This window comes from Pseudomonas sp. LAMO17WK12:I1, from assembly GCF_900177315.1.
GTDB classification, from domain to species: Bacteria; Pseudomonadota; Gammaproteobacteria; order Pseudomonadales; family Pseudomonadaceae; genus Aquipseudomonas; species Aquipseudomonas marginalis.
This window is the reverse complement of record NZ_FWZV01000005.1, coordinates 321,014-341,326: the sequence shown is the minus strand read 5'-3', so window position 1 is coordinate 341,326 and position 20,313 is coordinate 321,014. Positions and strand designations below refer to the sequence as shown.

Annotated in this window: 18 protein-coding genes; 8 read left to right on the top strand and 10 right to left on the bottom strand. The window is 62.7% G+C overall.

Annotated features, from left to right (window positions below; all coding sequences use genetic code 11):
- Nucleotides 1–18: 18 nt before the first annotated feature.
- A complete protein-coding gene (gene fecA / locus B9N88_RS11830; protein ID WP_027604680.1) occupies nt 19–2,364 on the top strand; it encodes a TonB-dependent Fe(3+) dicitrate receptor FecA in 2,346 nt (781 codons plus the stop codon).
- Here fecA and B9N88_RS11825 read toward each other — a convergent pair.
- Nucleotides 2,361–3,233: a LysR family transcriptional regulator gene (locus B9N88_RS11825; protein ID WP_027604681.1), complete on the bottom strand. Its 873-nt coding sequence runs from the start codon at nt 3,231–3,233 to the stop codon at nt 2,361–2,363. The two genes, fecA and B9N88_RS11825, sit on opposite strands and share 4 nt — an antisense overlap.
- Before the next feature lie 105 nt (nt 3,234–3,338).
- Between B9N88_RS11825 and B9N88_RS11820 the strand changes: the two genes are divergently transcribed.
- The gene (locus B9N88_RS11820) at nt 3,339–4,850 is read left to right on the top strand and encodes an MFS transporter (RefSeq protein ID WP_027604682.1); all 1,512 of its coding nucleotides are present in this window, start codon (nt 3,339–3,341) and stop codon (nt 4,848–4,850) included.
- A 51-nt stretch (nt 4,851–4,901) separates the two neighbouring features.
- Here the strand turns inward: B9N88_RS11820 and B9N88_RS11815 are convergent, their stop codons facing one another.
- Both B9N88_RS11815 and B9N88_RS11810 read right to left on the bottom strand, forming a co-directional pair.
- Nucleotides 4,902–5,312 (bottom strand): HPF/RaiA family ribosome-associated protein, encoded by a 411-nt coding sequence (locus B9N88_RS11815; protein WP_027604683.1) that lies wholly within the window; start codon nt 5,310–5,312, stop codon nt 4,902–4,904.
- Nucleotides 5,313–5,525: 213 nt separating this feature from the next.
- The gene (locus tag B9N88_RS11810; protein WP_027604684.1) at nt 5,526–6,473 is read right to left on the bottom strand and encodes a LysR substrate-binding domain-containing protein; all 948 of its coding nucleotides are present in this window, start codon (nt 6,471–6,473) and stop codon (nt 5,526–5,528) included.
- Between the two features lie 137 nt (nt 6,474–6,610).
- On the opposite strand from B9N88_RS11810, the gene B9N88_RS11805 reads away from it, so the two are divergent.
- From B9N88_RS11805 to B9N88_RS11795, 3 genes are all read left to right on the top strand, one after another.
- A complete protein-coding gene (locus B9N88_RS11805; protein WP_027604685.1) occupies nt 6,611–7,987 on the top strand; it encodes an L-serine ammonia-lyase in 1,377 nt (458 codons plus the stop codon).
- 61 nt (nt 7,988–8,048) lie between these two features.
- Nucleotides 8,049–9,335 carry a serine/threonine transporter gene (locus B9N88_RS11800; RefSeq protein WP_027604686.1) on the top strand — a complete coding sequence of 429 codons (1,287 nt, stop codon included), beginning with the start codon at nt 8,049–8,051 and terminating at the stop codon, nt 9,333–9,335.
- Between the two features lie 299 nt (nt 9,336–9,634).
- On the top strand, nt 9,635–9,952 hold the full coding sequence (locus tag B9N88_RS11795; protein WP_027604687.1) for a DUF3509 domain-containing protein: 318 nt from the start codon (nt 9,635–9,637) through the stop codon (nt 9,950–9,952).
- Here the strand turns inward: B9N88_RS11795 and B9N88_RS11790 are convergent.
- A complete protein-coding gene (locus B9N88_RS11790; RefSeq protein WP_027604688.1) occupies nt 9,949–10,437 on the bottom strand; it encodes a phosphate-starvation-inducible protein PsiE in 489 nt (162 codons plus the stop codon). The two genes, B9N88_RS11795 and B9N88_RS11790, sit on opposite strands and share 4 nt — an antisense overlap.
- Before the next feature lie 248 nt (nt 10,438–10,685).
- Here B9N88_RS11790 and B9N88_RS11785 point away from each other — a divergent pair, with 248 nt between their 5' ends.
- Nucleotides 10,686–10,946, top strand: coding sequence for a YebG family protein (locus B9N88_RS11785; protein ID WP_012722374.1), 261 nt, complete (start codon nt 10,686–10,688; stop codon nt 10,944–10,946).
- A gap of 54 nt (nt 10,947–11,000) precedes the next feature.
- Here B9N88_RS11785 and B9N88_RS11780 read toward each other — a convergent pair whose 3' ends face one another.
- Nucleotides 11,001–12,020 (bottom strand): Leu/Phe/Val dehydrogenase, encoded by a 1,020-nt coding sequence (locus B9N88_RS11780; protein ID WP_027604689.1) that lies wholly within the window; start codon nt 12,018–12,020, stop codon nt 11,001–11,003.
- 185 nt (nt 12,021–12,205) lie between these two features.
- Here B9N88_RS11780 and B9N88_RS11775 point away from each other — a divergent pair, with 185 nt between their 5' ends.
- Nucleotides 12,206–13,009 (top strand): SirB1 family protein, encoded by an 804-nt coding sequence (locus tag B9N88_RS11775; RefSeq protein WP_027604690.1) that lies wholly within the window; start codon nt 12,206–12,208, stop codon nt 13,007–13,009.
- 79 nt (nt 13,010–13,088) lie between these two features.
- Here B9N88_RS11775 and B9N88_RS11770 read toward each other — a convergent pair whose 3' ends face one another.
- Genes B9N88_RS11770 through hmgA form a run of 4 tightly spaced genes read right to left on the bottom strand, consistent with a single transcriptional unit; the run spans nt 13,089 to nt 17,733 of the window.
- On the bottom strand, nt 13,089–14,459 hold the full coding sequence (locus tag B9N88_RS11770) for an MFS transporter (RefSeq protein ID WP_027604691.1): 1,371 nt from the start codon (nt 14,457–14,459) through the stop codon (nt 13,089–13,091).
- A 49-nt stretch (nt 14,460–14,508) separates the two neighbouring features.
- On the bottom strand, nt 14,509–15,147 hold the full coding sequence (gene maiA, locus B9N88_RS11765; RefSeq protein ID WP_027604692.1) for a maleylacetoacetate isomerase: 639 nt from the start codon (nt 15,145–15,147) through the stop codon (nt 14,509–14,511).
- A gap of 12 nt (nt 15,148–15,159) precedes the next feature.
- The gene (fahA, locus tag B9N88_RS11760; RefSeq protein WP_027604693.1) at nt 15,160–16,446 is read right to left on the bottom strand and encodes a fumarylacetoacetase; all 1,287 of its coding nucleotides are present in this window, start codon (nt 16,444–16,446) and stop codon (nt 15,160–15,162) included.
- Between the two features lie 3 nt (nt 16,447–16,449).
- Nucleotides 16,450–17,733: a homogentisate 1,2-dioxygenase gene (hmgA, locus tag B9N88_RS11755; protein ID WP_027604694.1), complete on the bottom strand. Its 1,284-nt coding sequence runs from the start codon at nt 17,731–17,733 to the stop codon at nt 16,450–16,452.
- Between the two features lie 120 nt (nt 17,734–17,853).
- Here hmgA and B9N88_RS11750 point away from each other — a divergent pair, with 120 nt between their 5' ends.
- Nucleotides 17,854–18,633, top strand: coding sequence for an IclR family transcriptional regulator (locus tag B9N88_RS11750; protein WP_027604695.1), 780 nt, complete (start codon nt 17,854–17,856; stop codon nt 18,631–18,633).
- 1 nt (nt 18,634) lies between these two features.
- Here B9N88_RS11750 and dacB read toward each other — a convergent pair whose 3' ends face one another.
- On the bottom strand, nt 18,635–20,080 hold the full coding sequence (gene dacB / locus B9N88_RS11745) for a D-alanyl-D-alanine carboxypeptidase/D-alanyl-D-alanine endopeptidase (RefSeq protein WP_027604696.1): 1,446 nt from the start codon (nt 20,078–20,080) through the stop codon (nt 18,635–18,637).
- Nucleotides 20,081–20,313 lie beyond the last annotated feature (233 nt).

Genomic DNA, 20,313 nt, shown 5'->3' with positions numbered 1-20,313 from the left:
TTCTCAGGACCGCCCTTCATGCCCCAGCACCCCACCCTTCTCGCCCGCACCTTGCGCCAACTGCTGCTGGGCGCCAGCCTCAGCCTGACCGTACTGCCTTGCGTGATGGCGGCCGATGCCAAGCCGTATCACATCGCGCCCAGCTCGCTGGAAGCAGCCCTGAACCAGTTTGGCCGTGAAGCCGGCGTGTTGATTTCCTTCGGTTCCGAAGTCACGGCGGGCATGCAAAGCCGTGGTTTGTCCGGCAGCTACAGCGCCGCCGAAGGCCTGCAGAAGCTGCTGGAAGGTACTGGCCTGCAAGCCCGTGCCGAAGGCGACAACGCCTACAGCCTGCAACCGGCAACGGCGCCGGCGCCGGCGGCTGTCGAGTTGGCGACCTCCAGCGTGGTCGGCGACTGGCTCGGCGATGCGGCGCAAACCAATGTCTTCGAACACCCCGGCGCCCGTGACGTGATCCGCCGCGAAGCGTTCGAACGCCAGGGCGCCACCCAGGCCAAGGACGTGCTCAACCGCATCCCCGGCGTCAACGCCCCGGACAATAACGGCACCGGCAGCCACGATATGGCGCTGAACTTCGGCATTCGCGGTCTCAACCCGCGCCTGGCCTCGCGCTCAACAGTGCTGATGGACGGTATCCCGGTGCCGTTCGCGCCGTACGGCCAGCCGCAGCTGTCGTTCGCACCGATCAGCATGGGCAACATGGACGCCGTGGACGTGGTGCGTGGCGGCGGCGCAGTGCGCTACGGCCCGCAGAACGTCGGCGGCGTGGTCAACTTCGTGACCCGCGCGATCCCGGATGCACCCACCGTCAAAGGTGGCTTGCAGACCGAGACCAGCCCGTCTTCCAGCCATGACGGCTTCAAGACCACCGGCAACCTGCTGGCCGGCGGCACTGCCGAGAATGGCCTGGGCGGCGCGATTTTGTATTCCGGCACCCGTGGCGGCGACTGGCGCGAAAACAGCAACACGCGCATCGACGACCTGATCCTCAAAGGCAAATACCAGCTCGACGACGCCAACAGCTTCAACGCCATGGCGCAGTACTACGAAGGCCAGGCCGATATGCCTGGGGGCTTGAACGTCGCGGACTACAAGGCCGATCCGTATCAGTCCACCCGCCCCTACGACAAATTCTGGGGCCGCCGTACGATGTTCAACGTCGGCTATCGATACGAGCAGGACCGCCGCGAATTCACCGTCAACAGCTTCTTCACCAAGACCCTGCGCAGCGGCTACCTGGACCAGGGCACGTTCCTGTCGCTGTCCCCGCGTGAGTATTGGGTGCGCGGCGTGGAAACCCGTTTCGCCCAGGGCTTTGACCTCGGCCCGACCAGCCATGAAGTGGGCGTCGGCTACCGCTACATCAACGAAGCCGGCCACGAGTTGCGCTACCGCACGCCGATTTCCGCCAACAACCAGCAAATCCCCAGCACCGACAGCCGCAACGACCGCGACACCCGTGGCGGCACCGAAGCCAATGCGTTCTTCGTCGATGACCGGATTGATATCGGCAAATGGACCATCACCCCGGGCATCCGCTACGAGATGATCGAGTCCCAGCAGAGCAACAACCTGACCAACGTCAAATACAAAGGCGACTACAACACCGCGCTGCCGGCGTTGAACGTGCTCTATCACCTGACCGACGACTGGAACCTGTACGCCAACACCGAAGGTTCATTCGGCAGCGTGCAGTACAGCCAGATGCCCAACCGTGTGACCAGCGGTGAAGTGAAACCGGAAAAAGCCCGCACCTGGGAACTGGGTACCCGCTATGACGACGGCACCTTGCGCGCAGAGATCGGCGCGTTCCTGATCAACTTCGACAACCAGTATGAAAGCAACCAGACCAACGACTCGGTGATCGCCCGCGGCGAAACGCGCCACCAGGGTATTGAAACCAGCGTCAACTACGCCCTCGATGGCTTGAGCCCGGCGCTGGCCGGTTTCGATGTGTACGCTACCTACGCCTACGTCGACGCCACCATCCGCGAAGACGGCCCGAACAAAGGCAACCGCGTGCCCTTCTCGTCCAAGCACAAGGGCACCCTCGGCGTGGGTTACACCGAAGGGCGCTGGAAACTCAATGTGGACAGCAGCTATCAGAGCAGCCAGTTCGCCGACAACGCCAACACCCAGGCAGAAAGTGCTGACGGCGCCAACGGTCGAATCCCCGGCTACATGCTGTTCAGCAGCCGCGCAGCCTATGACTTCGGCCCGCAACTGTCGGATCTGAATGTGGCGGTCGGCGTGAAGAACATCTTCAACACGCAGTACTTCACCCGCTCGTTCGACGACAACAACAAGGGCAAATACGTGGGTGAGCCGCGTACGCTGTACGTGCAGACCTCCATCGCGTTCTAACTGCCCGCCAGGCAACTGGGGGTGGCGGCGACCAGTGCGTCGATTGCACAACGGGTCTTGGCCGGCATATGCACGGCTGTCGGCCAGATCACATGGATCGGCGCGGGTTGCTCGCGATAGCCGGGCAACACCGCGACCAGTTGCCCACGCAGCACATAGTGCGCAATCAACCAACTCGGCAACCAGGCCAGGCCGACGCCCGCGATGGCGGCATCGGCCACGGCCTGGAGGTCGTCCATCATCAACGGCGAGGCCACGGGATTGCGCTGCGAGGTCGTGCTGCGATAGGCGATGCCGCGATGGCCGGCAAGGTCTTCGATGCATTCAATCGGCCCGACGCGCTGCAAGTACGCCGGTGACGCCGCCAGCCCAACGGCCTGTTCGCCCAGGCGACGTGCACTGAGGCGGTCGGTGTCGGGCAGCGGGCCGATCCGCACGGCGACGTCGAAGCCTTCCTGTGCCAGGTCCACCAGACGATCGGCGAAGCTGATCTCGATCTCCAGTTCCGGATAGCGCGCCATCAACCCCCACAATGCCGGGGCTGCGTAGTGATGCCCGAAGGCCAGTGGCAAGCTCGCCCGCAAACGACCGCGTGGCTGTTGCCGGCCGCTTTCCAGCACCGATTCGGCCGCCTCGAGTTCCGCCAACGCGCGCAGGCAATGTTCGTAGTAGGCCTGGCCGTCCTCGGTCAGCCGCTGGCGGCGGGTGGAACGCTGCAACAGGCATGTGCCCAGGCGTGCTTCCAATCGTGCCAGGCCCTTGCCGACCGCAGAGCGGGTGAGGTTCAGCCGTTCGGCGGCCTCGGTCAGGTTGCCGCTTTCGACGATGTGCAGAAACAGCTCAACGCCATCAAAACGCGGTGTCGTCATGGCTCGATTGTCGCCCTTGATTCCCCTATCAGTGGAAAAGTTATCACGAATAACGAAACAGATTCCCCTGAAAATAACGCGACACTTTATCCACAGGAGAATCCCATGCCACCCGCCGCCACGCTAACCACCGCCAGCCCCCCGCGTACCGCCAGGAATGGGCTGGCCCTCACGGCCGTGTGCCTCGTCGCCCTGATGTTCGGCCTGGAGATTTCCAGCGTGCCGGTGATCCTGCCGACACTCGAGCGAGAGTTGGGCACGGGCTTCCAGGACGCCCAGTGGATCATGAACGCCTACACCCTGGCCTGCACGAGCGTGCTGATGGCGGCGGGCACGTTGGCGGATCGCTTTGGTCGCCGCCGCATGCTGGTGTTGTGCCTGTGGGTGTTTGGCCTGGCTTCACTGGCCTGCGGGCTGGCCGGGGATGCCTCGCTGCTGATCACAGCGCGGTTTGTCCAGGGCATCGGCGCCGGGGCGATGATGATTTGCCAGTTCGCCATCCTGTCGCACCTGTTTCGCGAACCGGCAGCGCGGGCGCGGGCGTTTGCAATATGGGGCGTGATTGCCGGCGTGGGCCTGGGCTTCGGTCCGATGATCGGCGCATTGATCCTGGCGGTGGCGGATTGGCGTTGGGTGTTCCTCGTGCATGTGCCGCTCACCCTGTTCACCCTGGCGCTGCTGCGCATCAGCGTGCAGGAATCCCGCGATCCGGCCGCCCATCGCCTGGACATCGCCGGCATGCTCACCTTGACCCTGTCGGTGTTTGCCCTGGTGTACTTCATCACCCAAGGCAGCGAGCACGGTTTCGGCACACCGGCCATGCTCGGTTGGGCGGCGTTGTCGGGGCTCGGCCTGCTGCTGTTCATCACGGTCGAGCTCCGCAGTGCGCACCCGATGTTCGACTTCTCGGTGTTCCGCATCCAGCGTTTCAACGGTGCGTTGATGGGTTCGATCGGCATGAACTTCAGCTTCTGGCCGTTCATGATCTACCTGCCGTTGTACTTTCAGGCGGGCCTGGGTTACGACACCTTGACCACCGGCGCCGCGCTGCTCGCCTATACCCTGCCGACCTTGCTGGTACCGCCGCTGGCCGAGCGCCTGGCCCTGCGCTATGGCGCCGAACGCATCATCCCCCTCGGCCTGGGCCTGATGGGCGCGGGCTTTCTCGCCATGGCCGCCGTCAACGGCGCCGAGCACCCACGTATCGGGCTGGTGCTGCTCAGCTGCGTGATCGCCGGCGCAGGCCTGGCGCTGACCAACTCGCCCACCACCAATACCACCACCGGCTCGGTATCGGCCGACCGCGCGGGCATGGCCTCCGGCATCGACCTCAGTGCGCGGCTGATCACCCTGGCGCTCAACATTGCCCTGATGGGGCTGGTGCTGTTGCTGGGGATCAGCCATCAGCTGGCCGAGATGCTGCCCGCCACCACGTCAATGGAGTGGCCGGCCATCAGCCAGAACATTGCCGCAGGAAAGTTGGAGTCGATGGGGCTGGCAGCCAACGATGCTAAGGCGGCACTGCGCCACGGCGCCGGTTGGGCGATGCTGTTTGCCGGGTTGGGCGCTGGGGGGCTGGCGCTGTTGAGCCGGTATTTTTTCCGACGCGGCGCCTGAACGAAAACGGGCCTGCAGATGCAGGCCCGTTTGCAGGGGGTGAAAAGAACGTCAGCCGTTGATGACCGCGTTTTCGTTTTCCAGGAATTCCTGTTCCAGCGCGTCTTCATTCACTTTGTTAATGGGCTGGTTTTTCGCGGCAGCGCGGGGCTTGCCTTGCAGTCGACCAAACAGATGTTCCAATGCGTGATCCAGCTTGGTGGCCGCGCTGTCAATCGCTTGTTCCAGGGTATCGCCCTTGGCGGACACCGACAGCGGTTGATGGCCTTTTGGCCGCGCTTCCAGTCGGCAACTTAAATCGTGGGGACCGGGCTTGTCGCCGTTCTCATCCCGCAGGTAGACCTCCACTCGGGTCAGGTCTTCTTCATAACGTTCGAGCGTGCTCTCAATGGTAGTACGTACCCACTCCTCCAGTCGGATGCTGCTTTCAATATGGTTATCGCTATTGACTTGGATTTGCATAGTTCTTCCCTTATTTCAGCTAGCTCGCGAGAGGTCACAAACTGCAACACCGGGGTGGTGAAACCATGACCTCTTGATTACACAATTGAGCAGTCAGAGAAACATTTCAACCCCTTTGCAAAGATAAATCCCACATTACAAATTAACCCTGACGACAAGCAGAAACACTGTTAGGGTGGGGAGTTAGTTACATCTTCTTACGCTCCGCGCCCCTCACAATTGCCCTTCCCCCAGCGGGTGCAAGGCGCGAAAAATGCCTGCTTCCTCCACCAGCCAGTCATGCACCGCGCGCACGCCCGGATGGTTCAGGGCGCCCGGCGCATACAGCAGCACATAACGTTTGTGGTTGGGCACCGCGAGGCCGAACGGCACGATCAAGGTGCCACGTTCCAGCTCATCATTGAGCAAGGTGCGTCGCGCAATCGCCACGCCCATGCCGGCGATGGCGGCTTCGATGGTCAGGTGGTTGCGATTGAAGGTGTGGCCACGGCGTACATCGGCGACGTGATAGCCGATGGCATTCAGGTAGAACTCCCACTCCGCATACTCATAACTCCCACGCCAGGCGGTAATGTCGTGCAGCAGCGGGAAATGCGCGAGATCGGCCGGACCGTGCAAGGGCGGTCGACCCCGCAACAGGCTGGGGGCGCAGACCGGGAAAATCTGCTCATCCAGCAGGGCTGTGGATAACAGGCCAGGGTAGCTGCCGTCATTGAGGTCGATGGCTAGGTCAAAGTCGCCTTCGTGCAGGGCGATGCTGCTGTCCTCGGCGACCATGCGCAGTTGGATATCCGGGAAGCGCTGCTGCAAGCGCGGTAGGCGTGGGGTCAGCCACTTGCCGAGAAATGATGGAATCGAGCGCAGGCGAAGCGTGCCGCTGATCATTCCCGCATCCAACCGCTGCAACTCGGCGTCAATGCTGCCGTAGGCTTCCCCCACCGTTGCCGCCAGGCGCTGGCCCTCGGCACTCAGCTCCACCCCCCGTGCCCGTCGATGAAACAGCCGAAACCCGAGGCGCTCCTCCAACTGGCGGATTTGCTGGCTCACCGCCCCCGGCGTGATGTGCAGTTCTTCGGCGCAGCGGGTGAACGACAGATGCCGGGCAGCGCAGGAAAACACGTGCAACCAGACGTAAGTCTGGCCATGGAGAGGGCGAGCCATAGGGTTTAGTCCTGCTAAAGGGTGTCTTAGGATAATTCGTTGGTCAGTGCCGATCCAGAGGCTCAGTATCGCGCCAATTGCGCTCGTCCTACAAAACATGGCAGCGATTCCTACTCCATTGCTTGTAAGGCTTTAGCATGGCTATCAGCGTTTTCGACCTATTCAAAGTGGGCATCGGCCCGTCCAGCTCCCATACCGTCGGCCCCATGCGCGCGGCGGCGACCTTCGCCCAGGCCTTGAACGACCAGCACTTGCTGAGTGAAACGCGCCGGGTCGAAGTGCGCCTGTATGGCTCGCTGTCCGCCACTGGTGTCGGCCACGCCACCGACCGCGCCTGCGTCATGGGCTTGATGGGCGAATGGCCGGATCAGGTCGATCCCACTTCGATCAACACGCGAATCCAACAGCTGCGCGAGTCCGGACAGTTGTTGCTGGCCGGTCAACAGGAAATTGCCTTCAACTGGCACAGCGACCTCCTGCTGCTGGACGAAAGCCTGCCCTACCACCCCAACGCCATGTCCCTGCACGCCTACGGCGACCACGGCCTGCTCAGCGAGCAGACCTATTATTCGGTGGGTGGCGGTTTCATCATCGAAGCCGCTGAAGCGGCTTCGGGCATCGCGCCGGCCAGCGATGTGCAATTGCCCTACGACTTCTCTAGCGCCGTCGAGCTGCTGGCCCTGTGCAACCAGCACGGCCTGCGGGTTTCGGAATTGATGATGGCCAACGAACGCGCCTGGCGCAGCGAAGAACAGATCCGCAGCGGCCTGCTGCATATCTGGTCGGTGATGCGCGAATGTGTGGAACAAGGCTTGCGCGATGAAGGCATCCTGCCCGGTGGCCTGGACGTGCCACGGCGTGCGGCGAAATTGCACCGCAGCCTGTTGGAAATCGGCAAACCCAATGTAATCACCTCGACCTTGTCGGCCATGGAATGGGTCAACCTGTTCGCCCTCGCCGTCAACGAAGAAAATGCCGCAGGCGGGCGCATGGTCACGGCGCCGACCAATGGCGCAGCGGGAATCATCCCGGCGGTACTGCATTACTACATGAAGTTCAATGCCGACGCGTCTGACGACGACGTGGTCAATTTCTTCCTGGCCGCCGCAGCCGTCGGCATTCTGTGTAAGAAAAACGCCTCGATCTCCGGTGCCGAAGTCGGCTGCCAGGGCGAAGTCGGTTCAGCCTGCGCCATGGCCGCCGCCGGCTTGGCCGACATCCTCGGCGCCACCCCCGAGCAACTGGAAAACGCCGCCGAAATCGGCCTGGAACACAACCTCGGCCTGACCTGCGACCCGGTCGGCGGCCTGGTGCAGGTGCCGTGCATCGAGCGCAATGCCATCGCCGCGGTCAAGGCCATCAACGCCACGCAAATGGCCCTGCGCGGTGACGGCAAGCACTTCATTTCCCTCGACCGGGTGATCCGCACCATGCGCGATACCGGCGCCGACATGCACGACAAATACAAAGAAACTTCACGGGGCGGCCTGGCGGTCAGCTGGGTGGAGTGCTGATCGGAGCACTTCGTCCCGCCCCAACGTGAGCCCGCGCAAAAATAATAACGAGGCAATAACGATGACCGATGTACGTACACCTGCGGCTGAAAATCCTGCTTTAGACACTACCGTTACCACTGGCTGGACCCAACACGACACCACGTGGATGCTCGGCCTCTACGGCACCGCCATTGGCGCCGGCACCTTGTTCCTGCCGATCAATGCCGGCGTCGGCGGCTTCTGGCCGTTGATCGTGCTGGCGCTGCTGGCCTTCCCGATGACCTTCTTTGCCCACCGTGGGCTGACGCGCTTTGTGTTGTCAGGCAAATCCGGCGACATCACCGAAGTCGTCGAAGAACACTTCGGCGTCGGTGCGGGCAAGCTGATCACCCTGCTGTATTTTTTTGCGATCTTCCCGATCCTGCTGGTGTACAGCGTGGCACTGACCAACACCCTGGGCAGCTTTATGGAGCACCAACTGCACCTGGCGCCGCCGCCCCGGGCGATCCTGTCGCTGGTACTGATCCTCGGCCTGATGGCCATTGTGCGCTGCGGCCAGGGTGTGATCGTCAAGGCCATGAGCGTGCTGGTCTATCCGTTCGTCGCCGCCTTGCTGTTGCTGGCGCTCAGCCTGATCCCCAACTGGAACGGCGCCTTCTTCGCCTCCGCCAGCGAAGGCATGCCCCTGCCAGTGTTTTTCAACACGCTATGGCTGGCGATCCCGGTGATGGTGTTCTCATTCAACCACTCGCCGATTATCTCCGCCTTCGCCGTCGACCAGAAGCGCGTGTACGGCCCGCTGGCCGAACGCAAAAGCAGCGGCATCCTCGCCACGGCCCACGGCATGATGGTGCTGACGGTGATGTTCTTCTGCTTCAGCTGCGTGCTGGCCCTGTCGCCGGCTGACCTGGCGGCGGCCAAGGCGCAGAACATTTCGATCCTGTCGTACCTGGCCAACCATTTCCAGACGCCGGTGATCGCTTACGCCGCGCCATTGATCGCGCTGGTGGCGATTACCAAGTCCTTCCTCGGCCACTACATCGGCGCCAGCGAAGGCTTCCAGGGGCTGATCGTCAAATCCCTGCGCGGGCGTGACCGTTCGATGTCATCCAAATGGCTGGAACGCTGCACCGCGCTGTTCATGGTGCTGACCTGCTGGGCCGTGGCCACCTTCAACCCGAGTATCCTGGGCATGATCGAAACCCTGGGCGGGCCGATCATCGCCTGCCTGCTGTTCCTGATGCCGATGTACGCCATCCATCGCGTGCCAGCTTTACGCCAGTATTCGGGCCAGGTGTCGAATGTGTTTGTGGTGCTGATCGGGCTGATTGCGCTGTCTGCGATCGTTTTTTCCGTGTTGCCCTGAAACGGATCACCAACCTCAATAACAACATAAAACCCATGTGGGAGGGGGCTTGCTCCCGATAGCGGTGCATCAGCCAAGTATTCATTGACTGATGCACCGCTATCGGGAGCAAGCCCCCTCCCCCATAAGGAGCTCATTGTTTGACAGATCGCTGTACGGCACGCCCTTTGCTGTACAGCCCATGAGGTAAACGGAATTTGTACCACCTCAGCGACGGAGTGGCCGGTGGTCAGGCAACGCGAACTAATCACGACACCGGTCGTCAATGACTGCATGTTCTTATCAGGCGGTAACGCACCATGGACAATCCTTTTCAGATCATCACCGACACCTTCACCCCAAAATACCGTGTCAACCTGAGCATCCAACGGCTCGACGGCAGCATCATGCTCACCCTCTCGGACGAGACGGGCGTAGTGGCCAAACGCATGATCAGCGCCGAACAACGCAACGACCCGCAACGGCTCAAACGCCTGGTGCAAAGCATTCAATTCGGCATCGCCATCGAGCAGGGCCACAGCGCCATGGAGATCCTGGCGGTGATGACGGACGGCGACAGCCACAAATTGTTGCAGCGGCCACCGGCCCGCGCCCTGCCCTTCAGCGTCGGGCTTTAAAGCTCACCCTTCTCGGTCTCCAGGCTCGCCTCGCCCTTGCGACGCGGGCCTTCGACCTTCACCGACGGGAACGCCGACGACGCGTAGCGCACCACCAGAATCGCAAACGCCAGCAGCAGAATCCCGCCGCACAGGTAGATGATGCCGAGGTCGGGCGGATTGTGGTGGGACACGTTGGAGATCAACAGGCGCGTCAGCGCGGTGATCGCCACGTAGATCAGGAAGCGCACCGGCATGTGGTTGGTCTTGAAATAAATCCCGACCATCGCGCCCAATTCCAGGTAGATGAACAGCAGCAGGATGTCGTCGATCTTGATGTGCCCGTTCTCCAGCATCCCCAGGAATTCCATCACCGCAGCCCAGGCGGTCACCGCACCGATGGCGAACAACGCCAGGTAATGGAACGACTCGACAAACAGGTTACCCAGGGACTCGGCCAGCCCATGGACTTGATGGCGCAGCTTTTCGGCCCAATTAAATTTCACGATGGTGCTTCCTTAGGTCGGTTCGACCGGATAATGCGGGTTGGACGTGACGGTTGTTCTGCATGCAGAAAAAAGGCCAGAGGCGGGTATAAGATGATGGCGGGGTGACATGAGGCACGCCTGGCCTGTATTTACGGGCTACATTAAAAAACTGCTACCCAAACCCCACGGTTTGGCTTACCCTTTTCGCTGTATATAAATACAGTAGTCGCAAAAGACAACTATCGTGAAGGCATGTGAGGTGGTGAATGGCCGTCGAAGTGGTATACCGCAGCAGCCGAGATCTGGAGCGTTTGTTCATGGATAAAGCCGAAGCTGACCGTCATGACAAGATGCTTGAACTCGCTGAGTTGCTCGCAGAAGTGTTGCAAAAAGCCGTGCCGTCCCTGAGCGAGCAGCAGGTGGAGGAAGCCGGGATCTACATGGCGAAGAATCGCGATGTGTTTGCCAAGGCGTTCAAGAGCCAACCGGATGCATTGTCCGAGTTGCTGAACGCACCGGCGGAATAAGCCCGAATTGAACAGGCCCTGAGTCGATGATTCAGGGCCTTTTTAATGCCTGGCCTATTTGTAGAGCAGGCGCTCGGCCAGTTCGTCCGCGACCCGTGCGGGTGAGCGTTTTTCGGCCTGGGCGTGGGCGAAGATTTCAGTCAGGCGCGTGCCGATGTTGGACAGGTGCGCGGTGATGGTCGGCAGTTCGGCACCGCTGTGCTTGAGGGCGACGTAGATCAGGCCGCCGGAGTTGATCACGTAGTCCGGGGCGTAGAGGATGCCGCGGCCTTCGAGTTGGTCGGCCACTTGCAGGTTGGTCAGTTGCGCACTGGCGGAACCGGCGACGGCGGCGCAGCGGAGCTGGCCGACGCTCTGGCGGTTGAACACTGCGCCCAGGCCGCAGGGCGCGAGGATGTCGCACGGGGTGCTGAGCAAGGCGTCGTTGGCGATAGGGTGCGCGCCGAGCTGTTCCATGGCCAGCTGCACCTTGCCGTGGTCGATGTCGCTGACCAACAGTTCGGCGCCGGCGGCGTGCAGTTGTTCGGCCAGGGCGAAGCCCACGTTGCCCAGGCCCTGGATAGCTACGCGCAAGCCTTCGAGGTTGTCGCTGCCCAGGCGGGCCATGGCGGTGGTGCGGATACCCGCGAACACGCCCATGGCGGCATGGGGCGAGGGGTCGCCGGCGGCGGTGGTGCTGGTAACGAAGCGAGTGTGCTGGGCGATGCAGTCCATGTCGGCGACCGAGGTACCGCTGTCGGTGGCGGTGATGTAGCGACCGTCGAGTTGCTCGATGCAACGACCAAAGGCTTCAAACAGCGCCGCACGGTTTTCCACATGGGCGGGGCGCAGGATCACCGCCGTCCCGCCCCCCACCGGCAACCCGGCCAGGGCGGCCTTGTAGCTCATGCCTTGGGCCAGGCGCGCGGCGTCCGCCACGGCGCTTTCATCGTCGGGGTAGGCAAGGTAGCGACAACCACCCAGGGCAGGGCCCAGGCGGCTGTTATGGATGGCTATGACCGCCTTCAACCCCGTCACCGGGTCGATGCTCAGGTGCAGCGATTCAAGGCGGGTGCTGTGCATGAGAGCAAACATCGTCGAGCTCCCGAATCACTTCTTGTGTCGCCAAGTATAGGCTTGCGGCAGAAAACTGCCGAAGTGCGCTGGAATAAGCCGTCCGGTTTTGTAGGTCTTGTGACATAAGCGGATAGGATATTTCTTAAGCCACTGGACGAAAATTCCCAGCAAGGCTAAAACGGGGGCATTCGCCGGAGAATGCAATGAATCCCCGTCACGCTTTTTTCGCCTGCCTGGAACGTTCGCCCCCCGCGCTGTTTGAAGCCGCGCTGTGGATCGCCGCCGAGCATGACCCGGCGGTGCAACCGGCGTTGATCATGCAGGACCTGAAATTGCTCGAGCAACAGGTCAGCCTGGGCATGCCTCTGCTGCCAGCGGATGAACTGGGCCAACCCTTGCTGCGAGGTATGAATGACCTCGGCTTCGCCCAGGATGATTTCACCCCGCTGCGCCCCGCCGCCGCCCTGCTGGACAAGGTGTTGCAACGCAAACGCGGGCAACCCCTGGCCATGGGGTTGATTGCCATGGAGCTGGCGCGACGCCTGGGCATTCCCATGGTCGGCGTCAACTTCCCCGGCCACTTCCTGCTGCGGGTGCCCGGTGCCGATCACTTGCTGGACCCTTGCGGCGGGCGACGCCTGTACCCCAACGACTGCCGCGAGCTGCTGCAACGCCAGTATGGTCCCAACCTCAAGTTGCAGGCCGATCACCTGCACACCGCCGAACCCCGTTCGATCCTGCAACGGTTGTCCCGCAACCTGCGCCAGTTGCACCTGGCCAATGACAACCCCCTGGCCGCGCTGATCGACGCCGAACGCGTGCTGGAACTGGGCAATGCCAGCGCTGCCGATTACCTCGCGCGGGCCAGCCTGTATCAACGCCTGGACTGCCCCAACGCCGAGCGCTTCGACCTGGAACACGCGTTGATGCTCAGCGAAGACCCGATCCAACGCCTGCGCCTGACTGAACGCCTGGGGCACCTGCCACCCAACTCCGTGGTGCATTGAACCCACTGCTCTCAAGCGCCTATTTCCCTGTGGCAAGCGGGCTTATGTGGTGATCCTGCTCGATGTAGATGCAACATCTTCAGTGATTGGCCGGCACCTTGAGGATATCGCCATGCAAAGGGCTCTTCGGCGCGTCAGTCGCGGGCGAGCGCACTTGAATGATCAACAACGCCGCGATCACCGCCGGAATCGCGCAGAAGAAGAAAATCTGCTGCACCGGAATATGCATCGCCAGCAGCATGCTGCCCAGCAACGGGCCCAGGATTGAGCCGAAGCGCCCTACACCCAATGCCCAACCCGTACCGGTGGCGCGTACATGCGCCGGATAAAAATTGCTGGCGAAAGCATTAAGGGTCAGTTGCCCGCCGATGATGCAAAACCCGGCGGCAAACACACAGGCCACCAGATAGCGCGGATTGTCGTGGTTCAGCCCCAGCAGCACGGTACACACCGCCGCTGCCGCCAGCACGCCGGACAACAGCCGCACCTTGTGCTTCAATCGATCGGCAAACCAGGCCATGCCGATGGCCCCCAAGGTGCCGGCGAACAGGAACATTGAGGTCACCAGGTTGGCTTCACTCAACGCCAGGCCACTTTCCAGCAGCAGCGACGGCAACCAGCTGATCATGAAATACAGCAGGATCAGGCTGACAAAGAAGGTCGCCCAGATCAGCACGGTCGGGCGTGCATAGCCATGGCGAAACAGCTCCACCACCGTCAACGGGCTGCCCTGCTCGCGGCGGTTTTCGTCCTCGCCCGCCAGCGGCGCACGCCACCCGGGCAACATGCGCGCGGTGACCTTATGCAAGCGTGCATACGGCGGCGCATCGCGCAGCAGGCGCGGCAGGGATTCCGGCAGCAGCCACACCAGGAAAGGGAACAGCAGCAACGGCGTCACGCCGCCGGCAAGAAACACCGCCTGCCAGCCAAAGCCGTCGATAAATCCTGCGGCCACAAACCCACCGGCTGCGCCGCCGAACGAAAAGCCGCACGCCGCCAACGTCACCATCAAGGTGCGCAAGCGTGGCGGGGAATAGTCCGACATCAACGCCATGGCACTGGGCATCGCGCCGCCCATGCCGATACCGCAGATAAAGCGCGCCGCCATCAGCGTGGTCAGCGAGCTGGCGAAGACCATCAACACCGTGAGGCTGGCGTAGATCAGCACGCAGCCCAGCAGGATGCGGCGAACGCCAAAGCGGTCGGCCAGGGGTGTCACCAGCAACGAGCCCAAGGTCAGCCCCAGCAGGTTGGCACTGAACACCGGTCCGAACGCGGCCTTTTCCAGCCCCCAATCCGACGCCAGCGCCGGTACCACATAACCCAGCACCTGGGCATCGTAGCCATCGGTTACCAGCAACAAGGCCAGCAACAGGAGAATCAACCACTGGTAGCGCGACACCGGACGGGCATCGAGTGCCGCGCGAAAGCTGGCAATCTGATTGTGCATCGCAAGGTACCTGTTTTTATTATTGTGCTCACGCTCTGCGCGGGCACGATCACTCAGGAGTGTCGGGTTGATTGGCAGGATGGGCCTGGATAAATGCCGGATGCTGCGCCGCCAACGCCGCCACCCGGCCGATGCGTGGATACGCCCCCAACGGCACCTTGAAGCGCTCCGCCGCATACAATTGGGGAATCAGGAAGGCATCGGCCATCCCCGGCTGCTCGCCGAAGCAATAGCCCTTATCGCCAATCAACTGTTCCACCGCCCCCAGCCCCTGGCTGATCCAATGCCCGATCCACTCCAGCACCTGCGCCTCGTCATGTCCCCACTGACGCAACAGGTTCTGGGTGCTGGAGTTGTGCAATGGGTGAATATCGCAGCCGATGATCGACGCCACTGCGCGCTCATGGGCACGGGTGGCCATGTCCTTGGAAAGCAGCGGCACCTGTGGATAACGTTCGTCCAGGTATTCAATGATCGCCGCGGACTGAATCAGCAGCTCGCCGTCATCGGTGCGCAAGGCCGGCACACGACCTTGGGGGTTGATGGCCAGGTATTCGGGCTGGCGATTGGCGCCACCCGCCGGCACCAGCAGGTTGACGGGCACCGCAGTGAAATCCAGGCCCTTGAGCGCAAGGGCGATGCGCACCCGGTAGGACGCCGTAGAGCGGTAGTAGGTATAGAGTTCCATCGCCCTGCCCTCCTAGCGCGCCGCGACCACGGTGCCACGGCATTCGCCGAAGCCGATGGAGGCGAAGCCTTCACGGTTGCAACGGGCGCGCAGGATGACCTCGTCACCGTCCTCAAGGAACCTGCGCACTTCGCCGGAAGGCAGTTCGATGACCTTCTTGCCGCCTTCGGTCATCTCCAGCAGGCTGCCGAACTGCCCGGCTTCAGGGCCGGACAAGGTGCCCGAACCAAACAGGTCACCGGCCTGCAGTTGGCAGCCGTTGACGCTGTGGTGCGCCACCAATTGCGCGACGGTCCAGTACATATGCAGGCTGTTGCTCAGGGCCACGCGATGGGCCGGCAGGTTCTGTTCGCGCATGGCGGCGGTGGTCAACAGCACCTCAAGCTCGATATCCAAGGCGCCAGCGGCCTGGTCACGCTTATCCAGCAGGTACGGCAGTGGCTGCGGATCGCCTTCGGGCCGCGCCGGCTGGGCTTTGCGGAACGGTTCCAGGGCTTCGGCCGTGACCACCCACGGTGAAATGCTGGTGATAAAGCTCTTCGACAGGAACGGCCCCAGCGGCTGGTATTCCCAGGCCTGGATGTCCCGCGCCGACCAATCATTGAGCAGGCAGAAACCGGCGATATGCTCGGCCGCATCGCCAATGGCAATCGAGTCGCCCATGGCATTGCCCTGGCCGATCCAGATGCCCAGTTCCAGCTCATAGTCCAGGCGTGCGCAGGGGCCGAAGGTTGGTTCGGTCTGGCCAGCCGGCAAGGTCTGGCCTTTGGGGCGACGGACGTCGGCACCCGAGGGGCGAATGGTCGAGGCGCGGCCGTGATAACCGATCGGCACGTACTTGTAGTTCGGCAGCAGCGGGTTATCCGGGCGGAACAGTTTGCCGACGTTTTGCGCGTGCTCGATGCCGACGTAGAAGTCGGTGTAGTCGTTGATCTTCGCCGGCAGGTGCATCTGGCAATCGGCGGCGCGGTGCAGCACCTGCGCTTCACGGGCCTGCAGCCTGCTGCCCTCGGCAAGCAGTTCCAGCAGGCGCTCGCGCAAGGCCACGCGCGGGCCACGGCCCAGCTCGAAAAAGGCGTTCAGCTGGCCGCCCGCAGTCGCGTCAACGGCGCGGCGGGCTTCGCCCTCAAACTCATCCAGGGCGGCGTGCAGGTCGAGGATCGCGTCGCCAATCGCCACGCCACTGCGCGGGGCCGAGCCGTTGATGCTGAACACGCCCAGCGGCAGGTTTTGCAGGGGGAAATCGCGGTGACCATTGGCGGAGGCTACCCAACTGCGGGTAAGGGTTGGCTGCGTCATGGGTTATCTCCGGTTCGGGTTGAAGGTGACGGGCAACGAGGCCCAGCACGCGTCATAGGAAGGTTGCAGTTGCGGGCACTCCAGGGCGAACTGAGTAGGACGCAGCACTTGGCTGGTCTCGAACATGAAGGCCATGGTGTTATCGATCTTGTGCGGTGCCAGGTCGACGTTGATGGCCTTGGTGCAGGTCTCGCCGTCCGGGCCGTGGGCGCTCATGCAACTGTGCAGCGACGCGCCGCCGGGCAGGAAGCCTTCGGCCTTGGCATCGTAGGCGCCCTGGATCAGGCCCATGTATTCGTTCATCAGGTTGCGGTGGAACCACGGCGGACGGAAAGTGTTCTCGGCCACCATCCAGCGCGGCGGGAAGATCACGAAGTCGAGGTTGGCCAGGCCGTGCACGCTGGTGGGCGAGGTCAATACGGTGAAGATCGACGGATCGGGGTGATCGAAGCTCACGGTGCCAAGGGTGTTGAAGCGGCGCAGGTCGTATTTGTACGGCACGTTATTGCCGTGCCAGGCCACCACGTTCAGCGGTGAATGGTCCAGCTCACAGGCCCACAGTTCACCGAGGAATTTCTGCACCAGCGTGGTCGGTTGCCTGAGGTCTTCGTAGTGGGCCACCGGGGTGAGGAAGTCACGCGGATTGGCCAGGCCGTTGCTGCCGATAGGCCCCAGGTCCGGCAGGCGCAGGGGCGCGCCGTGGTTTTCGGCGACGTAACCGCGCGCCTGTGCATCCAGCAGCTCGACACGAAATTTGAGGCCACGGGGCAACACCACAATGTCCAGCGGCTCGACGTCCAGCACCCCCAGTTCGGTGGCGATGCGCAGGCGGCCCTGCTCGGGGACGATCAACAGCTCGCCGTCGGCATTGAAGAACACGCGGTCCATGGAGCGATTAGCGCAGTAGTTATAGATGCTGATGCCCGAGGGTTTTTCCGACCCGGCGTTGGCTACCATGCCGACCAGGCCGTCGATAAAGTCTGTCGGCTCACTCGGAATATCCAACGGGTTCCAACGCAAGCGATTGGGCGTCACCGCGCCCAACGGACCGCCGGCCAGCTGCCGCTCCAGCTTGATAAACGCGGGGTGATTGGCCGATGGCTGGATGCGGTACAGCCAGGTGCGGCGGGCTTCGCTGCGTACCATGGTGAAGGCGGTGCCGGAAAACAGCTCGGTATACAGCCCGTAGGGGGCTTTTTGCGGGGAGTTCTGGCCGACCGGCAAGGCGCCGGGCAGGGCTTCGCTGGCGAATTCATTGCCGAAGCCCGACAGGTATTCGAGGTTCATGGATCATCCTCAGGGCGGAAGTTGTTTTTATCGTAATCCAGTTACGCATAACGTAATTTGATCACTATCGACCGTCAAGCTATAAAGACGCCCATTCATCTCTCGGATTCTCGCCCCTCCATGGAAAAGCCCCGCGACACCGGTAAACAGAAAGTCCGCTCGGCCGAAGTGGGCACCGATATCCTCAAGGCCCTGGCCGAACTGTCGCCCTCCACGTCGTTGTCGCGGCTGGCCGACCACGTGCAGATGCCGGCGAGCAAGGTGCACCGTTATTTACAGGCGCTGATCGCCTCGGGTTTTGCCGAACAGAACGCCGCCACCAACCATTACGGCCTGGGACGCGAGGCGTTGCGCGTGGGCCTGGCCGCGCTGGGCAGCATGGACGTGCTGAAAGTCGGCGCGATGCCCCTGGCAGAGCTGCGCGACGAGTTGAATGAAACCTGCTTCCTGGCGGTATGGGGCAACCAGGGCGCGACGGTGGTGCAGATCGAACCGGCCGTGCGCGCCGTGACAGTGGTGACGCAATTGGGTTCGGTGTTGCCCCTGCTCAGTTCATCCACCGGGTTGGTGTTCAGTGCCTTCCTGCCGTCGCGGGAAACCGTCGAGTTGCGTGAGCGTGAAATCCAGGCCGGCACCGCCCATGCCCTCGCCGACGACCAGGCTTACGCCACCACCTGCGAACAAATCCGCAACCGTGGCCTGCACTTTGTGCATGGCCTGCTGATGCCGGGGGTGGATGCGCTGTCGGCACCGGTATTCAACGCGGTCGGGCACGTGGCGGCGGTGATGACCGTGGTCGGCCCCACCTCGCTGTTCCACGCCGACGAAGATGGCCCGGCGGCGCAACGCTTGCTGGCGGCGACCCGAGCCGTGAGTTGGCGGATGGGTTACCAGCCCTGAACTAGTCGTGCCACTGGGCCAGGGCAAGCGCCAGGCGGTTCTCGAGGGCGCGGACAGGGGCTGCGTCACTGAGGTAGTTATTGCTGATTATCGAAAACACCAGGCGTCGCCCCTCGGCATCGGTGATATAGCCGCTCAACGATGATACGCCGGCCATGGAGCCGGTCTTAGCGTGCAGGTTGTTTTCGGCAGCCGTCCCGCGCAGGCGATAACGCAGGCCGCCGCCGGTCATACGGTCGGCATTGCCGGCAATCGGCAAGGCGTTGTACCAGGCGTCGAACCAGGGTTGCCTGGCGGTGACCAGCAGCAGGTCCGTCAGGTTCTGCGCCGACACCAGGTTGCGTCGCGACAAGCCTGAGCCATCTACCTGGCTGAGCGTCGCCGGGGCCAGGCCCTGGCGCTGCATGAACGCCGCCACCGCCGCCACGCCCGCTGTCGCAGTGCCCGCGTTGGCGGTTTTGCGGCCCATGGCCTTGAGCAGGGCTTCGGACATGTTGTTGTTCGAGAGCTTGAGCAGCGGTGTGATCAAGTCCTGCAACGGCGCCGATTGATGCTCGACCAACACCGTCGCCGTCCCAGGGCTGGCCCCCCCGATCACGCGCCGCCCGAGCACCTGGATACCTTGCTGCGCCAGCGCCTGCTCAAACAGATTGGCCACCAGTTGCGTCGGTTCCCACACACTCACCCACTGCCGACTTTGCTTGCCCGGGGCGAGCGCGCCGCTGAGTTGCAGCAGGTTAGTGCCGTGCTGGCGGGTGATGGCGTAGCTGTTGCCGGGGCCGCTGACGGCACGGTTGCTCAGTTGCACGTAGTCGGTGGACGGGCTCACCACCACGTTCACTGGCTGGCCGAGGGCGACGGGAGCCTTTGCCGTGACGAGTAAGGTGCCTGCGTCAAAATCCGCATTCGGCGACACCGTCAACGCCGAAATCTGCGCGCCGTAGTAGGTGCTCTCATCGTCTTGCGCCCAATCCACGCCCAGGCGCTCGGCATCGAACCAGGTGTCGTCGAACACCAGGTCGCCTTGCACCTGGCGCACGCCCCGGCTCGCTAGCTGGGCCGCCAATGCCTGGTAATCGGCGAATTGCGTGGTCGGGTCGCCCAAGCCACGCAGGTACAGGTTACCGGCCAGGCGCTCGCCTTGCTGGGTGCCGTTGCTCAACAGCTGGGTGGAAAAACGGTAGTGCGGCCCCAGCACATCCATCGCCGCAGCGGTGGTGAGCAACTTGAGGTTGGAAGCCGGAATCAGACGGGTGCGCGGGTTGTGCTGATAGAGGGTACTGCCGCTGCGGGCGTCGCGCACCATGACGGAGACCATGGCGCCGTTGAGGACAGGATCGGCCAGCAGCTGATCCAGGGTTGAAGGCGTGGATGGCTGCGAAACACTCGCGCAGCCGCCCAGTAAAACGCTCAGGCACAGCAGGTGCAGCCATCTTCCAAAATGCATCAGTAACGTGTTCCGCAAAGCCATGGGTGGCCGCAACGCTAACAGCTCCGTACCTTTGTGGCGAGCGGGCTTATCCCGCGTTGGGTGGCGAAGCCGCCCTTACTGATGCCGTCGTGTTTTTTCAGGAGCACCGCAGAGTCTGTTTTGGGGCTGCTTCGCAGCCCAACGCGGGGCAAGCCCGCTCACCACAGGAAGCCCACTTACCAGAGGAAGCCCGCTCACCACAGGAAGCC